The 17,125-nt window shown below is 46.4% G+C and carries 13 protein-coding genes and 2 tRNA genes; 4 read left to right on the top strand and 11 right to left on the bottom strand.

The genetic code is table 11. From position 1 onward, the window contains the following. Positions 1–3 precede the first annotated feature (3 nt). From ACJJIF_RS07680 to ACJJIF_RS07670, 3 genes are all read right to left on the bottom strand, one after another. Positions 4–1,083 carry an ATP-binding protein gene (locus tag ACJJIF_RS07680; RefSeq protein WP_444931637.1) on the bottom strand — a complete coding sequence of 360 codons (1,080 nt, stop codon included), beginning with the start codon at positions 1,081–1,083 and terminating at the stop codon, positions 4–6. Positions 1,084–1,188: 105 nt separating this feature from the next. Then, complete coding sequence (locus ACJJIF_RS07675) at positions 1,189–2,688, bottom strand: DUF5691 domain-containing protein (protein ID WP_444931636.1); 1,500 nt, start codon at positions 2,686–2,688, stop codon at positions 1,189–1,191. Further along, entirely contained in the window at positions 2,682–4,070 is a 1,389-nt protein-coding gene (locus tag ACJJIF_RS07670; RefSeq protein WP_444931635.1) for an SWIM zinc finger family protein, read from the bottom strand. Before ACJJIF_RS07670 ends, ACJJIF_RS07675 begins: the two co-directional genes overlap by 7 nt. An 812-nt stretch (positions 4,071–4,882) precedes the next feature. Here ACJJIF_RS07670 and ACJJIF_RS07665 point away from each other — a divergent pair. Next, a complete protein-coding gene (locus ACJJIF_RS07665) occupies positions 4,883–5,314 on the top strand; it encodes a 5' nucleotidase, NT5C type (protein WP_444931634.1) in 432 nt (143 codons plus the stop codon). 344 nt (positions 5,315–5,658) lie between these two features. Here ACJJIF_RS07665 and ACJJIF_RS07660 read toward each other — a convergent pair whose 3' ends face one another. Then, positions 5,659–7,236 (bottom strand): phytoene desaturase family protein, encoded by a 1,578-nt coding sequence (locus ACJJIF_RS07660; protein ID WP_444931633.1) that lies wholly within the window; start codon positions 7,234–7,236, stop codon positions 5,659–5,661. Between the two features lie 713 nt (positions 7,237–7,949). Between ACJJIF_RS07660 and ACJJIF_RS07655 the strand changes: the two genes are divergently transcribed. The 3 genes from ACJJIF_RS07655 (at position 7,950) to ACJJIF_RS07645 (ending at position 12,884) form a co-directional block, all read left to right on the top strand. Further along, positions 7,950–9,113: a serine hydrolase domain-containing protein gene (locus ACJJIF_RS07655; RefSeq protein WP_444931632.1), complete on the top strand. Its 1,164-nt coding sequence runs from the start codon at positions 7,950–7,952 to the stop codon at positions 9,111–9,113. A 723-nt stretch (positions 9,114–9,836) separates the two neighbouring features. After that, entirely contained in the window at positions 9,837–11,000 is a 1,164-nt protein-coding gene (locus ACJJIF_RS07650) for a serine hydrolase domain-containing protein (RefSeq protein ID WP_444931631.1), read from the top strand. 399 nt (positions 11,001–11,399) lie between these two features. Next, positions 11,400–12,884 (top strand): APC family permease, encoded by a 1,485-nt coding sequence (locus ACJJIF_RS07645; RefSeq protein ID WP_444931630.1) that lies wholly within the window; start codon positions 11,400–11,402, stop codon positions 12,882–12,884. Between the two features lie 157 nt (positions 12,885–13,041). Here ACJJIF_RS07645 and ACJJIF_RS07640 read toward each other — a convergent pair whose 3' ends face one another. The 7 genes from ACJJIF_RS07640 to ACJJIF_RS07610 form a co-directional block, all read right to left on the bottom strand. Continuing rightward, positions 13,042–13,689: an MOSC domain-containing protein gene (locus ACJJIF_RS07640; RefSeq protein ID WP_444931629.1), complete on the bottom strand. Its 648-nt coding sequence runs from the start codon at positions 13,687–13,689 to the stop codon at positions 13,042–13,044. Between the two features lie 201 nt (positions 13,690–13,890). Then, on the bottom strand, positions 13,891–14,433 hold the full coding sequence (locus ACJJIF_RS07635) for a hypothetical protein (protein WP_444931628.1): 543 nt from the start codon (positions 14,431–14,433) through the stop codon (positions 13,891–13,893). Continuing rightward, positions 14,433–14,708, bottom strand: a complete 276-nt coding sequence (locus ACJJIF_RS07630; RefSeq protein WP_444931627.1) for a hypothetical protein — start codon at positions 14,706–14,708, stop codon at positions 14,433–14,435. Before ACJJIF_RS07630 ends, ACJJIF_RS07635 begins: the two co-directional genes overlap by 1 nt. Before the next feature lie 279 nt (positions 14,709–14,987). Further along, positions 14,988–15,064, bottom strand: a tRNA-Arg gene (locus ACJJIF_RS07625). A gap of 135 nt (positions 15,065–15,199) precedes the next feature. Further along, positions 15,200–15,276 (bottom strand) — tRNA-Arg (locus ACJJIF_RS07620). A gap of 388 nt (positions 15,277–15,664) precedes the next feature. After that, positions 15,665–16,306: an outer membrane beta-barrel protein gene (locus ACJJIF_RS07615; protein WP_444931626.1), complete on the bottom strand. Its 642-nt coding sequence runs from the start codon at positions 16,304–16,306 to the stop codon at positions 15,665–15,667. Between the two features lie 240 nt (positions 16,307–16,546). Next, positions 16,547–17,035 carry a DUF1993 family protein gene (locus ACJJIF_RS07610; RefSeq protein ID WP_444931625.1) on the bottom strand — a complete coding sequence of 163 codons (489 nt, stop codon included), beginning with the start codon at positions 17,033–17,035 and terminating at the stop codon, positions 16,547–16,549. Positions 17,036–17,125 lie beyond the last annotated feature (90 nt).

The raw sequence follows: 17,125 nt of genomic DNA, 5'->3' as shown, positions 1-17,125 counted from the left end.
CCCTTACAGTACTTCGTTCATGGTGTGGTAGTAACCGGCAAAGTCGCGGCGCTTTTTCAGCACCGTTTCCAAATACTCTTCCAGTACCGCTTTATCCTGTACGGGGTCCTTGACAATGGCCCCCACCAAATTGCTGGAGAGTTCTTCTGCACTGAATTTGCCATTGCCAAACCAGTTGGCCTGGCTCAAACCGCCCACCATTACGGCGATCGCCTCGGCGGTAGACAGGTTGCCGGAAGGGGTTTTCAGGGTGATTTTTCCATCGAGTGTTTCACCGCCGCGCAACTCGCGGAAAATGGTTACTATTTTCTCGATCTCCTCGCTGGCATTGGCGGGTACCGGCAATTCCAGATTTTCACCCATCTCTGCTACGCGGCGAGAAATAATGCTCACTTCTTCTTTCATATCATCGGGCAGTGGCAGCACCACGACATTGAAGCGGCGCTTCAGTGCGGAGGAGAGTTCATTTACCCCCTTATCGCGATTATTGGCAGTAGCAATAACATTAAAGCCGCGCTGGGCATAAACTGCATCGTTTAGCTCGGGGATCGGTAACATCTTCTCTGAGAGGACGGTAATTAAAGTGTCCTGAACATCAGAACCCATACGGGTCAGCTCTTCCAGGCGACACAAGGTGCCCTGCTCCATAGCGCGGAACAGGGGAGTTGGTACCAAAGCCTCTTTGCTGGGGCCATTTGCCAGTAACTGTGCGTAGTTCCAGCCATAGCGAATCTGGTTCTCGTCGGTGCCCGCTGTACACTGGATAACCCGGGTGCTATTGCCGCAGATAGCCGCAGACAGGTGTTCGGATACCCAGGATTTTGCCGTGCCCGGCACGCCGAGTAACAGCAGTGCGCGATCGGTGGCGAGGGTGGCAACGGCCGTTTCAATCAGGCGGCGGTTGCCGATATATTTTGCACTGATCTCCACACCATCGGCTGTTGTGCCTCCCATCAGGTATTTCACCACGGCCTGGGGCGATAGGCTCCAGTTCTCTGGCTTTTTACCCGCGTCTTCGGCTTTCAGGGCATCCAGTTCTGACTGGTAGGTAATTTCAGCGGGTTGACGAAGTACGTCACTCATGGGGGAATCCTTTTGTTTTACCTATCCGGGAGCTCATGGATTTTCTTTACGAGTTCAGCCGGATATCTATCGGTCTTAAAATAAAATCGTTGCTGGGTGTGTGAGCTAGCGCTCATCCACGCTCGCAAGTCCACGGTTAAATCGGAGGCAGTCGGTTGCCGGGTCGGCTTGTAGTACACCCTGCTTAAACAGTGTTTCCAGTAGTGGTTGAGTCGTTTCCCTAGGCAACATCAAACCCAGCGCCGTTAGCTCTCGCTGGATATAAATAGACTGTAGATAGCCATTCTCATTTAATTCTTCGGCAACAAGCTTCAGCAGCGCTTTCCAGGGTGAAGTCTTTTTCAATCCATCCCAGGAGAGTTCTGTTAGAGGCTCGGGCAAAAATTGGAGCAAATCCTGAAAGTCCACCTTGGCCTTTTTATGTTGCAGCAATCCGAACACCAATTCGGCGCGGCGGGATTGTTCCAGGCGCGGTAATAGACTGTGCAGAAGGGGCATACCGGCCTCTCCCGTATCGAGATAGCCCTCAATATTGCCGACTAATAAAGCAATGGCCTCATCCGGTAGGCTGTCTACCGCACTGGTGACAAAACTGTGGTTGTCATAATCGCGATTTGTGTCAAATTGCCAGGCTCCGGCCAAATCGGCCACAGTGATATCCAGTACCTCGGCAAAGCTGTGCAGGGGGATCTTTTGCAGGAGTTCTGAGCGGATAGCTTGCTGCTTCTTACTTTTGAGTTTGCGCGGCAATAGCTGTGGTTGCTTGTTTACCAGCCCCTTGTTTTTTAACTCGTAAAATTCAGCTAACTCTTGTGCAGAAGATACCGTCTGCGCATTGCCTTCAAGCTCCGGCGCCTGCCCCAATCGGGACAAATACTGACTGGCGAGGCGCACTACTTTTTGTGAGCGATCTTTAAGTAGGGATTGCAGGTATTCCGTATCCGCTTCGCTCAGCCGAATAGTTAGAACTTGCACTATTCTTAAGCGTTTTTCGGCGGGTTCACCTGCGGCGCAGGTCTGGATCAGCGCTAGTGCGGCGGCGGGATTGCTGAAGCGCATCTCCCGAAGCTTTACCAGGCGACTGGCGGGGTACCAGTCATCCCAATTTTCCTCTGTTAGCGCTTCCTTCTCATCAATAGCACTCTGCTCATTGGCGACCCATTGTGACCAGGGTAGATATACTCCCGGCAAGCCCTCGTCGCTGCTCGATGGAAGCCAGTCGGCAGGGTGGGCAATATAGCCTCGCTGTAGCATCAATTGCAGCAGCAAGCCGATTTGCTCCGTAGAGTGAGACTGAAGACTGCCGCTGACTCGTCGAAAATGGGCGCGCATTGGGTAGGGCAGCACGGGCTTATTCAGCTCGGGTAGCAGCGGAAAGTCGCGCAACTCCTCCGCAGTCTGGGGTTGATAGAGAGCACTTTGGTGCTGGCTGAGAAGGGCTATTGCCGCTAAGGCAAAATGCTCTTCTGCCAAGTCTTCAAACAGCGGGTGCCAGGATGCGGGTAGGGCATCCAGTTCTATGGGTAAGTCAGAACCCACCATCCAGCGCTGTTGCAGGCGTTCCAATAATAACTGTTCTTCCTGGATTTGCTCAGGCGTTAGCATGCGATGGTCCCCCACTCTTCGGTGCGTGCGCTATAGAGTTCAGCACTGCTTCCGTCCCATAAAATAAATGCCGCCTGTAGCTTTGAGCCCAGTAGTAGGGCGGGAATTTGTTCATTGTTGAGCGGCAGTGTTTGCTGCCCAGTAGAACAGCGCCACCAATAGTTGCCATTGGTGCAGCGCAGTAGGCGGCCACCTTCAAGAATATGTGGTATCTGCTCGACCCAGGGCAGCAGAGAAAGTTGCTTTTGATAGCGAGAGAGCACACTCTCCTGCTGGGCTGGCCAGATTTTATTCACATCATCCTGTGCGATCTTAAACCCAACAGGGAAAGCTCTTATGGGGGTGCGGCTGGGATAAAAAGCCAGCTCTCCCTCAATACAGGCGCCGACTCCAATCCCCACCTCGCGGCGCCCCGCAGAAGCGGGGTAGTGATCCAACAGCAGAGCAAAAACGGAGGTGTCGCTGTCGAGCTTGAGTAGCCAGGAGGCATGGCTCACCAGGCCATCGCGGCGGGTGCTCACCTTCTCCCCGATATTCTGCCAGATGCCAGTTTGTCGCAGGCTGGCGGGGTTTCCCAGTATCTGATCGCGGTTCTCGGTAACGGCAATAGCCCTGCGAGCATCCACGTCTTCCTCATCGGTGAGCCAGGCGTTGCAGAGCAATATTAATTGCCCCAGCTCCTTGAAAACGACTTCAGCCTGCTTCTGTGGCGCAAGTCCCAGGGTCTTGGCTGGTAGTTCATCAATCCTGGATGCCAGCCCCGCAGCTTTGGCATCCACTAAACGCGAGGAAATATAGCGGCAGCGCGAGCGCAGCTCTTTGAGAAACCCCACCATACCGGTGCGCAGCTGATCCTCCGCCCACTGCCGAAATTCACTCAACCCCACCGCGATGCTCTTGTGGGTTTTGGCTCGTGTTTGCGCTGCCCGCTTGGCCTTGGCCGCCTCCTTTTTCTCTCGCTCTTCCGCGCTTTCTGGGGCCTCCTCAGGAATGCCGTGAAGACTTTTGCCGGTGGTGGCTTTTGTGTCAGTTTGCGCTTCAGTCTTAGTTTTGCGCCGCCGCCCCAGCCATTCTACGACCCATTCCGGTGTTTCGCCCTCAGCAAAATCATCTGGACCATCGGCAAATTGCCACAACAGGGCCAGAACATGTTTACAGGGGAACTTGCGTGAAGGGCAGGTGCATTTGTAACCATGATCCACCGTATCGGCCATGATGTAGTAGGGGTTAGCCCCCGATCCTTGGCACTGCCCCCATATGCAATTTACAGAAGCTGCTTTACCGCGCAGAGGCCACTTAGCGGGTTTCAACAGTTTTTTGGCTGCATTCAAAGATGCCTGGTCTGGAGCCAGCTCTTGCACAACCTCTAGGGAAATATTCATTTCTTGCCTTACACAACCGTATACTGTATGTAAATACAGCCTTCGTATCTGGGTCACTATGATGGCGCATAAGGTATCACGCAGTATGAAGAGATTAAAATCTAATTTCACAAATCTTGATTTTGCCGTCACTCCTATTGATTTAGTGCAAGAAACACATACTCCCAGGTGTTTAGTTGGTACGATCGAGCGGTTTGTTGAGGGGTGAGGGTTAGCCGTAGTATTCTCGGGGTAGCGTTAATAAATGAAGCTCTGCTTCTAACAAAATACCATATGAAGAAAGCTTATTTTTGATCTGAGTACAGGATCTTGAATGCTTCTTCCTATGGTTTAATTGCCTAAAATCTATACTGCTTAGATTTTAGGCGTGCGGCACCTGGGGCAGCGGGTTATTTTCTCGATTATAAGTTGATAAAGACAGTCAGCAGGTATAGATGCTGGGTGTATTCCTTATTGCGTATAGGTTCAGCTATAATTTAGCGTGCTCGCCAATATCCAGATTTATCCCGCCTCCAGCACCTTTGCCCACTATCACAGTTTGCTGGCACGGATTCCTATAGCTTCTGCGGCCTTAGAAATCGAACATCCTCACCCAGAGATAAGAGTTACGGCGTGTATCTTTGGTTGTCATACTTTACCTCACTTGCTAGTTTTACTATCTTAGCGAGGTGTTCGAAAATATTAGACCTTTATCGGGTTAGAGGGGGGGGCACATAGTGGAGGAGTCAAATCATCTCCCTTTATGAGGTTTTGAGCAGGATTAAAGTATAGGTATAAAACACAGATTGGGTGTTGTACGGATTAGGAAAGGTATGATTGTATATATAGATATGGATGATGTGCTTTGTGATTTTTCAGGGGCGTCAAAGAGAGAGCTGGAAAGAAATCCATCGATAAAATTCCCTCAGTCACAATATGGTTTTTTTGCAAACCTATCGCCGTTGATCGGAGCTGTTAACGCTCTGCTCGCATCAGAGCAGTATGAGCCCTATATTCTTACGGCGCCATCGGTCAAGAATCCTTTATGTTATACCGAAAAAAGAGTTTGGGTGGGTAATCACTTAGGGATGGAGATGGTTAACAGGTTAATTATTAGTCCAAATAAAAGCTTGTTAAAAGGAGAGTTCCTAATCGACGACAATATCACTGGTCGCTGCCAAAGTGAGTTTGAAGGAGAGCTATTACATTTTGGTTCAAATAAATACCCTGACTGGAATGCTGTTAGGGCCTATTTTCAAGTATAATTAATGCTCCGATCCAGCAAGTCCCTCCAGTAGACAGCCTACGCCCTAGACGAACTGCTACCGATTAATACGTGTGTGCTAGGCTAATGCCTAGCCCTCTTCAAAATAATGTAGGAGCCTAAGCGAGGCCGGGTGGGAAAATTAATCGTTATAGTATTAACCGCGTGAACCACTAGCTATTGAGGGGTGTACCAAGTACGGCACTTATGTTGACAATATGGGAGTAAATATCCTCCGGTTTTGCGGAGGGTATTTACTTTTTCTAACGGCTACACACGAATTTTCAATAAGCTATAATTTAGCGGTGGAATACGACACCTAAAGCTCTTATTTCTCTGGCTGTTTTATTGATTTCTCAAAATCTCCATTGCAGCATTATGACCAGGTACACCGGTGACCCCTCCACCCGGATGGCTGCCCGAACCACAGAGATACAGGTCTTGAATCGGCGTGCGGTAATTCGCAAAGCCCATAAAGGGGCGATTGCTCCATAGCTGGTCCAAGCTTAGGGCGCCATGAAAAATATCGCCTCCGATCAAGCCAAACTTGCGCTCTAAATCTAAAGGTGAATGAATTTGCTGCGCGATGATAGCGTTGCGAAAATTGGGAGCATAGTTTGTGACAGTATCGATAACAGTTTGCGCTGCCTGCTCGCGATAGTCATCCCAACACTTGCCCTCCGGTAGCTCCGGCGCGAATTGTTGACAGAATAGGCTAGCGACATGTTGGCCTTTGGGAGCTAGAGTGGAATCGACGGTGGAGGGGATCAATATTTCTACAATGGGCTGCTTAGACCAGCCGTATTGCCTTGCGTCCACATAGGCCTGCTCCAAGTAATTCATATTGGGACCAATGACAATTCCAGACTGATGGTGTGGCTGCAAATGAGTTCCGGGTTTGCAGGTAAAGTCGGGTAGTTCAGACAGCGCTACATTCATACGAAAAGTGCCGGAGCCCACTCTAAAACCGCGCACACGACGATGAAATTCGGGTTTCAGGTGTTGCTCGTCAATCATTTGGGAGTAGAGCAGTTTGGGGCCAATGTTGGCGATCACTTTATCGGCAGTAACTATCTCCCCATTGCTTAGCTGCACCCCTGTGACGCGGCCGCTATTAACCAAGACCTCTCTAACTTCGGTATTTGTGCGAGTAGTGACACCAAGGCGCTCGGCCTCCTTATGCATGGCTTGGGTAATAGCACCCATACCACCCATTGCATGCCCCCAGGCACCTTTCTCACCGTTTACTTCGCCAAACACATGGTGTAGCAAGACATAGGCTGAGCCGGGAGTGCTGGGTGCGGCATAGTTGCCCACGATAGCGTCGAATGCAAATGCGGCCTTGACGTGGTCATTTTCAAACCAGGCATCCAGTACACTGGTGGCGCTTTTGGTGAATAGGTCCAGTGCATCACGGCGCGATGCCATACTCAGTTTTTTAGCTCTCAGGCCAAAACCGCCAGCGCGGATTAGATCTGCAAGACCACCCCCTACATTGGGGGGCGAGCGCAACAATTCCTCGCGCAAAATATCCGCTACAGTTTCCAGCATGGCATAAAAGTCAGGTAAGGTGGCCGCGTCCCTTTCCGAGAAGCGCGCAACTTCTGCCTGTGTATCTGCGAGATTCTTGTGGAAGGAGAGGCTTTCTCTATTCGAAAGTGGAAAAAAGTTTGATTGCGGCCGCAACTTGATTTCCAGGCCGTGCGCATGCAGATGGAGGTCTTTGATGATTTTCGGATTTAACAGGCTAACAGTATAGCTTGCTACAGAGTTACGGAATCCTGGGTGAAATTCTTCGGTAACTGCAGCACCGCCAACAATTGATCGGCGCTCAAGTATCGTTACTTTTTTTCCCGCTTTAGCCAAATAGCAGGCGCAGACCAGACCGTTATGGCCGCCGCCGATAATCAAATAATCCTTCATTATTATTCTCGTTTTGATGGGGAAAGCTCAGATTGTTCTTGAAGAGTATTGAAAAATGCAGGGTTTGAAAAGAAGATTATTGTAGGTCGTACTAAAATACACTGTTTTGTGCTTTTATATGACCTCCTGGTGGTTATGGCGCTAGCCTCAGATTGTTAAAAAATGAACTGACAAGCTATAAGCCCTATGTAAAGCTATATGCGAGATTTTCTATTGGAAATATTGAGGTTTTAACAGAAACAGAGATCTTGCTCTGCAAACCTGAATGTTTTGTGGGAATTATAGGTCGTAGAACTCTGGTAGATGTAGGGGTTATGTAGGAGGGTTTGTTTCTGCTGGGGGGTATAATACAAATAAAGACTCAGCTCTCATAAAGCTTCCATGTTTAGCCTTGGATTATCTGGTGATACTTTATGTTAGATTGCAATGCTTTCGCTTAAAGGTGAGTATGCTTTCACTTCTGCTCGGCGGGAGGTGTTTGGCTTGCTTCTAGAAATAAAACATTTTTCTGCTTAATTATTAATTGTCAGGAGGCAGTTTTACTTTCAGCTCTAGGTTGGAAATCGGTTTGCCGCAGGGGTTAATTTTATGCTCTATTATCGCTTGCACTTTTTCTACTTTAACTGTGAGATTTTTTTCACATCGATAGCTGAGTGCGGTATATTGATGTGTCTTTTTGATGATGAAAATAATAGAGGATGGATGCCCAAATCATGTACCAACGTCTAACTTATTGTGCTGCGTTTATATTGTGTGCTGCGTTTATATTGTGTGCAGCGTTGCAAGCTGCAAACGCAGAAAGTCATGTAAATAGCCTAAATGATATTTTTGAGGAGGCAGTTTCAGAGGAGTCAGTACCCGGGGTTAGTGTGGCTGTTGGGGAAAATGGACACGTTCGCTGGGCAAAAGGCTATGGTTTTGCTGATTTGGAAGCTAAAGTTCCAATGACCAGAAGAACTAAGTTAAGGATAGCGAGTATTTCAAAGGTTATCACTACTGCTGCTTTGATGAGATTAAAAGAGCAGGGGGCTCTTGAGCTGGATGAATATGTCGGCCCACTAGTGGAGGCTTGGCCTGATTCACACGCTGACATTAGCTTCAGGCAGATAACGAATCATACTTCCGGAATACGCTACTATAGCTCTGAGGAGGAGATGCTTCTCAATGTGGAGTATAGCTCGACAGCAGAGGCGCTAGATATTTTTAAAAATGATGACCTGCTGTTCTATCCGGGGACAGACTTTGGATATTCTACTTATGCCTGGACACTACTTGCTGCGGCTATGGAGTCTGCGTCGGGATCTGAGTTTAAGACATTGGTGCAAGAAGAAGTATTTGTGCCATTGAAGTTGAAAAATAGTACCTTCGATGAGAATTCACCCATAATACCTCATAGGCAAAGAGCCTATTCTTATTGGGGTGGAACCTTAATTAACTCTCCAGAGGTAAATAGCAGCTATAAGTATGCTGGCGGAGGTATGCTTTCAACACCGAGTGATTTGGTTAAATTTGCTTTATCGCACCTTGATGAGCGCTACCTGAGCGCTGAGTCTATATCTGAAATTTTTAGCCCGGGGACTCTAGCAAGTGGCGATGAGCTTAGTTATGGTATGGGCTGGATTGTTGATTCCAGTGCTTTGGGTGAGCTGTATGATCCGGTGGAAGATGCAGATGTGATTAGAATTCTTCAGGAGCACCCAAATATGAAGATAATTAGCGGAGAGGCTGTTGGTGCGAATAGTATACTGATGCTCTGCCCTGACCATGCCCGTTCGGTAAGTGCCATTAAAAATGCGGATAGTGATCGAGCAGTAGATTTGGTAGAGCTGTCTCTGAGGACGTTGGATTTATTTCATAATGAACATGCTCAGTTTTAATGGCTAAAAATCTAAGCTAGACTGATTTAGTGCTGCCCTCCCTCTCCTAAAGTCGTTGTTTGATATTGTAGGGGAGGAGAGGATTTTATATTGATTCAGTTGTAGTGCCATAGATTTATAGGTTAAACCGAACTCTGCTTGGGGTTAAAATGTATTGAAAACAAATACACTTCAAGCCTATTTCGTTCACCTTTGCTGTGATCAAGCCCAACCGGACACCTCTTTAAGCGCATTTCTCAAATCTGGTAGGGGTTATATGGCCCAGTATTGTGTGTATTCTGCATGAGTTTTAATAATTAATATAGGCTCTCACATCTGTGGTCGTATCCTCCCTTGTTCCATAGGGGTTTCTTATTGGTCACTCTCACTTCAGGCTGCTAAAAGCCACTTAGCTGGTGCGTTGTCCCAACAATTTCCTTTACTGCTCATTGAACATATCATTCCATGCTCCTTCAGTAGCGCCTGATGGGTATGGCTGACATACTAACTGCCTATAGTGCTCGCCGGCTTTGTTAGCGGGTCAAGTAATACTTGGGTGGAGATAAAAAATAATTGTCCTACTGCATCTATCCCCTGGGCTAGGTGCGTCTAACCAAATTGTAATTGATCAAACATGAATACACATTGTAGTTGAGTGTATAGATACTTTGGTAGGGATAAATAAGTCAGTTTTTGTTGATTTATGGTTGACAGTATGATCATGGTAAATTCGAAGTGGGAAAAATGTTAAGAAATTATTTGTTAATCAGCTTGATGGCGTTGTCTGAGGGGCTGGCTTTGGAGGCCTTCGCAGAGGAGAATAAGGCTTCCAGGATTATGAGGGAGGTTGCAGTGCTAAAGGAGGAGTATAAGCTTCCCTCCTTATCTGTCGCAATAGGGCTGAACGACCAGGTGGCTTTTGCTCAGGCGATAGGATTTGCTGATATTGAACAGGAGTTGGAGGCCGATACTGACACGCAATATTCAGTCGGCAGCTTGTCCAAACCTATGACAGGACTGGCTGTGGCTCGATTACTTACTGAGGGTAAAATGGACCTGCAACAACCAGTAAGTGCCTATGTCAAGCACCCTGAGTATACATCAACGTTTAGTGTTGCTGAGCTTGCCGCGCATACAGCTGGCGTGCCGCACGATACTCGGGAGAGGGATTTAGCTGAATTTACCGATGTGAAGAATCATAAAATTCCGCTGGATGCATTTTACGTATTCGATGGGCACCCATTGTTATTTGAGCCTGGAACTCAGTATCGCTATTCATCAAATGGCTATATCTTGCTATCAGCTGTTGTTGGAGCCGCTTCAGAAAAAGGGTATATCGATTATCTTAAATCAGAGCTTTGGAGTCACTTGGGGATGGCAGCTACAGAGCTGGATACTTCTTTTGCTGGGCGGGGGAGCGAAGCAGCTTATTATTCGAATGTGGATAGCATGGGAGTGTTTGTTCGTTCCACAGGTGAGCGAGATAGGAGTTTTCTCTTTGGTGGAGGAGGATTTATTTCAACCCCTTCCGATTTGGTGAGGATGGCCCAAGCTCTCTATAAGGTTGGATTCTTATCAAATGATGCATTACAGGCGCTTTTTACACCAGTGAAACTACGCAACGGTGAGGTTAATAAGGAAAAATATTCGCTTGGTTGGCGGGTTGCTGGTATCGAGTTGGGGAAGGAGGAAAAGCCATGGCTAGCACTGCATCACGGTGGTGTGACTGATAATGCAGCTACGGCTTATCTGTTTGTTATTCCTGAGTGTAGGGCCTCAATTGCTTTTGCGACAAATCATGTCCCTGAGAAGTTCTGGCGCATACGCGGACGTATGGTTGCCATCCTCAAGGAATATATCGATGTTGCAAATTGTGCCCGTTGGGATGTTTCGTCGTACTCTGAGTAAGGCGTAATATCTGCTGATTTTAGCGTTTGCAGAGATATTGTGGCGTTATTCATAGGCTTCCCAGTGGGAGGAGGGGAATTAAACACTAAAATAGGCGGCTTTTTATTTGTTGCAGCGCAATAGGCCTTTTTAGTGTTTAATATTTCAGCTTGTGAATCTAGTGTGATCTATTGTTATGGGGCTGAAGTGAAGCTGAATTCTGGGGAGGCGAATTTTACGTTACAACTCCTGCGACCATTTGTGGGGGAGTTTAATTTAATATATGTAGCTCTCAAGGCTTGCAGAGGTATTACAGAATTATTCAAAGGCCCCGTAGCTGACTAGACTAAAAGTATTAGCCGCAGGACTTACCAGGTTGGATAGTGACAACACCTGCGTAACACTTCAGAAATAGTTGATATGGATTGTGCCAAAGACGGAAAAGCACGTGTTTCCCTGATCAGTGCTACGCTGCTTAGTGCGACCTGCATGATTGGCTCAGGTTGGTTGTTTGGCGCACAGTTGACGGCAAATTATGCGGGTAACTGGGCATTTGGAGCGTGGATTTTAGCGGCACTTTTCGCCCTAATGGTTGGCTTGTGCCTAACGCGTATTGTTGCATTCTACCCAGTTCGTGGTGCTTTAGCTCAAGCGAGTGCGCTGTCACACAACAGTATCTTTGGGATGCCATTTGCATTTGCCAATTGGTTTGGTTCCTTAATGGTTGTGGCTACAGAGGCCCAGGCAACCACTCAATATATTTCATCTGCGATTGACTCCTCTCTTTTAATTGATAATCACATCTTAACCTTGTGGGGTAAGGTACTTGCACTAAGCATTCTTTTTGTGTATTTGGTGATTAATTTTTATGGAATACGTGTTCTTACCAAAATCAATAATGTTGTTACGGTGCTGAAAATTTTTACGCCTACCTTCGCAATAATTGTGTTGCTTATTGTAGTGTTTAGTAATGATACCAGTGGGGCAAATTTCTCGATAGATTCTGATCAGGAGTTTGGCTTTCAAAGCGCTTTTTCCGCAATAGTTGGTGCTGGATTGATTTATTCATTTAATGGTTTTCAGGTTAGTGCTGCCTTTTCCAGTGAGGTTAGAAATCCAAAGCGCAATATTCCTTTGGCTGTGTTTTTGTCAATAACGATTATGACGCTTGTTTATCTGGCGTTACAATATGCCTTTATGGCGTCGGTGCCAAACGATCTCCTGGTGAAAAATGGCGGCTGGCAAGAGATTAATTTTGACTCGCCACTTTTAGATCTGGCTGCGCTGCTGGGGCTGCATTTTCTTGCCATGATACTGCTTGCAGATAGTATCATAAGCCCTTCAGCTTCGGGATACACTTACCTGGGGGCTTCATCGCGAATACTGTTTGCTATGGCCTCGGTGCGACAGATGCCTGGCTGGTTGGCTGTACTCGACCCTATACACAATTTATCAAGGCGTTCTATACTCACCAATTGGTTGATAGCGGCGATTGTTCTTGCTCATGCCGATAGCTGGGCGGCGCTTATGGTGATTGTCACCGGTTATCACCTGGTTGGATATATGGCTGCTCCTATTAGTATGGGGGCGCTTGAGCCCGGGCTGAGATACTTTGGAGGTATCGTTTTTGTTTTACTAAGCGCGCTAATGATTACAATAAAGCCATCATCACTGTTATTGGTATGCTCTTCTTTATCGGTGCTGATTTGTATATATGCTTCGCTGCATATTACCAGTATTGGTATTAAGAAGCTGGCTGTTTTTGTATTGCCATTTATTTCCTATTTATGGGTTTTATATTTTGTGCAATACACCTGGTTGGTGATGGTTTTTTCGGCGATTATTTACTTGTTAATATCCTCAAAAACCTATGTTAAATTTTGTAGGATATATAATGAGCCATAATTTTTCTTGTGGCCCCTTGATCTTTTGATGAGTCTGCTCACAGGAGTAAAGCTAAAGGGGCGCTAAATTTCGATTACCCCCAAGCTTTGTAGTAACGGTGTTGTTATGGGGCTTGTATTACTTGCCATTGCTTTCGGAAAACGTAAGATTTTAGTTGTCAGTATTTGGCAAGTCGTTTTGTGGCTTTATCTCTCCATTCTTGTGATAAGGGTTGTAACTGACTTGCGATTTGAAGCGTGTCCATGGCATCGGGGAAATCTTTGTCAAATAAAGATCTGAACATGGAGCGTATGCTTATAGAGTTTGATGCTTCATAAGTTTTTTCCATAAAATCTCCGGCCTCGATATACCCCTGCTCAATGACTCTAAAATATACACCGCAATTAAAGCTGTTTGTGAAAATCTTGACTGCGGAATCACTGTTGATTGCCATGCAGAGTTTAAAGCAGGGTATCCTGGGCTGGCTTACCTCCAGGAGACAGCTGCCGATGCGAAATTGATCCCCAATAAAAATCTTCTCTTCCTGAAGTCCCTCTATGGTTAGGTTTTCACCAAATGCGCCATATTTAAGCCCGCTTCTGCCTAGTTGACCCTCCCAGTAGGCGTAGTGATCATAAGAAAATGCATATACGGCCATGTCTTTACCGCCATGGTGCTTTAGGTCTGCTTGCTCATCCCCCTCTAGATTCCCCTTGCTAACGAAAACTCTTCCTTCAGTGGATTTTTTAAAGATTCCGGTAGTAACGGGCTTGCCTTTGAATTCAGAGGCTATTTTTTTGGATACATTGATAGAAATTAATTTCATGCAGTTTGGCCTATCGATAGAACCTTGTATAAGGTGCAGATCTTAATGAAATGAATTTAAGTTGCACATTTTTCATTATTTTTTTGGGGGGGAGCCGTTGCCCGACAGCTTTTTGTAGTTTCAGAAATAGCAATTGAGTAGCTTTGCATATGAAAGCTATACCTATGGAAAGCTTGATGTGGCCTGGGGCGAATAGGGGTATCAGCAGGGGGCGGAGAGCCGCTCAAATGTATTAAGCAGCAACTTTGCCTCTTTAAGGCTGAATAAGTACCTTCTGAGCGATTTGACTCCAGCCTTTACCCCAAGGGAGATAAGCTTTATTGCAACAGCGAAAGCGAGCTCCGATTTAAGGCAGGGCGTAAATGCTAGAAAGGCATTAAATATAGATCGGTGAGTTCTATGGAGTAGATCTTGTATTTGGGGGTTGTTGGTTGATATTTTCTCTGTCTTTTTTTCAAAGGTTTTTAGCTGATTGACATACTCTGAAAATAGCCTGAGGTTAAATACTACCGTGCGGTGCTCCTTATACTCGGCAATGATGGCGCTAAGCGTGTCACTAACCTTGCGTAAGGCGATGTAATCTGTTCTTGATAGGTCTGTGTAGGAGCTGGAGAGGTAGCTGATTGTATCTCTTCGCAGCTGGCAAAATTCAAACAGGTGCTGATCGTGCTTCTTTACTTCCAGAAGCTGATATATCTTGGCGAAAATGAAGACAAGAGCAATTGCCGGCAATATATAGAGCACTACTCAAACTCCTTTTCATTAGCCGGTCTTTTGGACGCAGCTTTCCTGGTGGGTGGAGAATAAGAGAAGGCATTATCCATCAGTTTCAGAAACCTGTCTCTGTATTCTTTATTATCGGCTGCAAGCCGATCAATTTCAACTTGACGATCTTTCAGGCGCCCGCTGTACATCCAGAAGAGCAGGTAATGCGCAAAGATGAAAAATATGACAAAGAGGCCGTTCTTGAGCCCCATACTCTGCACAAACTGGAGTATATCTTTAAGGATGTCAGCCATGTAGTCCCTTACTTCTGATTTTGACAGCTCCTTGCGTATTTTTAACTATCGAGACTCCTGATTCAACTTGGTTTAAATTTGTCCAGAGCTTTGATGCCAGCCTTTCACTACGGGATCTAGCTTGCTGACCAAGTGTTGCAGCTAAGGAGGGGGGGAAGCGGGGGTGATCAGGGTGAACCCAAGCCTCTCTTTATTGTAAAAGGAATTGCTGGGTGCAGCCAGTATGCTTGAGGGAAATAAAAAAGGGGCTTACGTCATGTAACGTAAACCCCTTGAAGATGGCGCGCTCGGGAGGATTCGAACCTCCGACCGCCTGGTTCGTAGCCAGGTACTCTATCCAGCTGAGCTACGAGCGCGTCGTCGAGGTGGCGTAATTTATTCCCTTTCCGACCGTTAGTCAATCTTTTTTTGAAATTTTTAGCGATCGACCTGAATTCTTCAGATGGGGATAATAAAAAAGGCCTGCATCTTTCGATGCAGGCCTTTGTATGTGGCGCGCTCGGGAGGATTCGAACCTCCGACCGCCTGGTTCGTAGCCAGGTACTCTATCCAGCTGAGCTACGAGCGCGTTACAGGTGCGGATATTATAGATGGACCTGGTACAAGTCAACCTAAATAACAAAAAAATCCTTAAAAATCATTGGGTTGGCTAAAGATTGGGCACTTTGGAGGCATTTAGAGCAACCTGGACTTATTTAAGGCGATAGTTGAGTGCCCAGTTAATCCTGCCGACGGTTTAGAGAGGTTTGATTGCGTATGGGGCTCTGAATAACTTGTGATATCTCTGGCCTGTAGAGCACTTCTCAATCAACGCGGGGCTTTAGATTTTTTCAAAATGTTGCAACGTAGAGTGTGAGTCGCTCAGTAAGCCCGGCAGGGATATTACAGAATCATTCAGAGGCCCCTGGGCTAAGCCGTGAGGGGCTTGGTTCCTTTGCGCTCCCTGGCAAAGGGGGCTAGAAGTGAGTTTCTAGGGATAGGTTAAACCCATTAACCGCTATGATGTCGTTATCGATTCTCTTCCACTGAAGCCTGCCAGAAATGTTATCGGTAAAGTCATATTTGGCGCCGAGACCGTAGGTGAGGTCGAAGTCTTTTTCGCTGTATCTGTTAACCGGGCTTATAAGTGACCACCAGGTCGAAACTGGCCTGAATTCACTATCGACTCTGGTATAGGAGAGGCCCAGACTGGCACTGAGGGTCAGTTTTTCAAGCACAGGGTAGTGTGCGACACTGTTTAATTGGAAACTGCTGACCTCAAGTGTTTCATCGTCGTTGACGTAGATATAGCGGTATCCATCGGTTTCGTAATCATAAGAGTTAACCAGTGCGCGATATTCATCATTAGCACTATTGAAATGCTGATAGGCAGCTTCTACTGAGAAGTGCTGGTTAAACTGATAGCCGAGATAAATATTTATAGAGTTTGTTTGATCGCCGAAACGCTGCCCATCAAGGTAGTGATCAGATTGAGCTTTCTGCCCATCAAAGTCGTGGTAACCCATTCCGAAACCTACATAGAGCGGTTTTTCCTCTGCGGTAGAAATGCTGGAGATTGTCAGAGCTAGGGGGAGTAGTAATAGCTTGGAGATTTTCATACCGATTACTTCTATTCCGTTAAAAAGTTTGCTGTAGATATCTACCTGAAACGTAGTTATATTTTTTTAAATGGGATGGGTCAAGTGGTTTTAAATAATCTAAAGGTGTTTAGGTTAGCTTCTGGAACTATCGTATGAGTAATAGTTGATTTCAAATGTTCGGTAGTGCCAGGATTAAAATTTTCTGTAAAAACCAAATTTCAAATATTGAGAGTTGCAAAGCTATCCAGAGGCCGATCGTTAAATAAAACTAAATGCTGCTGGATAGCTGTGGTAGCCGTCATAATCTCCTTTACTGAGGGCCACTCCGTGGCTGCGTGCAATGGCATAAACCATACTTATGTGAAATAGCAAATTCGGCAGTATATATTGATGGATATATTGCGGCTGAGGAAGCGTTACCACGCTAAAGCCCGCTTTGTCCGCAATTGTTTTACTGTCATCTAGCTGTGTCACTTCGGGTAGGGTGTTCAGGTGGTTGAGTGTTTTTTGAATAGTTTGAAGGATATCCTCTTTTTGACTCCCGCCTGTTTCAAAAGTGACCGTTGTTCTGTCAACCAGTGGGCAGTACCCGCGAAGGGCAAAATTGGTCGCAATTTTTGCGTTTTCCCCTAGGCAAAACATGTCCTGGGTCAGTTGTTTACTAAATAATTCCTGTGGGATTTTTTGGCTGATGAAAAATAGTTGGGAAAGAGGGTTTTTGATAAGCTGTTTGATAGATACTTGCATCAGAATAAGTCAGCAAAAATGTGAAGTTGGGGGGATGGCGGTAATTGATAATACTCTGACCGCCATAGGCTTTATTTGTCCGAAATCAAC

Source organism: Microbulbifer regidiadema (SeqCode) (genome assembly GCF_052467605.1).
This window is presented reverse-complemented; position numbering and strand designations above follow the sequence as displayed.

Coding starts and splice junctions, on each gene's coding strand:
- ACJJIF_RS07645 (WP_444931630.1), top strand. CDS start 11,400: ATGGATTGTGCCAAAGACGGAAAAGCACGTGTTTCCCTGATCAGTGCT.
- ACJJIF_RS07655 (WP_444931632.1), top strand. CDS start 7,950: ATGTACCAACGTCTAACTTATTGTGCTGCGTTTATATTGTGTGCTGCG.
- ACJJIF_RS07615 (WP_444931626.1), bottom strand. CDS start 16,306: ATGAAAATCTCCAAGCTATTACTACTCCCCCTAGCTCTGACAATCTCC.
- ACJJIF_RS07630 (WP_444931627.1), bottom strand. CDS start 14,708: ATGGCTGACATCCTTAAAGATATACTCCAGTTTGTGCAGAGTATGGGG.
- ACJJIF_RS07660 (WP_444931633.1), bottom strand. CDS start 7,236: ATGAAGGATTATTTGATTATCGGCGGCGGCCATAACGGTCTGGTCTGC.
- ACJJIF_RS07670 (WP_444931635.1), bottom strand. CDS start 4,070: ATGAATATTTCCCTAGAGGTTGTGCAAGAGCTGGCTCCAGACCAGGCA.
- ACJJIF_RS07640 (WP_444931629.1), bottom strand. CDS start 13,689: ATGAAATTAATTTCTATCAATGTATCCAAAAAAATAGCCTCTGAATTC.
- ACJJIF_RS07610 (WP_444931625.1), bottom strand. CDS start 17,035: ATGCAAGTATCTATCAAACAGCTTATCAAAAACCCTCTTTCCCAACTA.
- ACJJIF_RS07650 (WP_444931631.1), top strand. CDS start 9,837: ATGTTAAGAAATTATTTGTTAATCAGCTTGATGGCGTTGTCTGAGGGG.
- ACJJIF_RS07680 (WP_444931637.1), bottom strand. CDS start 1,083: ATGAGTGACGTACTTCGTCAACCCGCTGAAATTACCTACCAGTCAGAA.
- ACJJIF_RS07665 (WP_444931634.1), top strand. CDS start 4,883: ATGATTGTATATATAGATATGGATGATGTGCTTTGTGATTTTTCAGGG.
- ACJJIF_RS07675 (WP_444931636.1), bottom strand. CDS start 2,688: ATGCTAACGCCTGAGCAAATCCAGGAAGAACAGTTATTATTGGAACGC.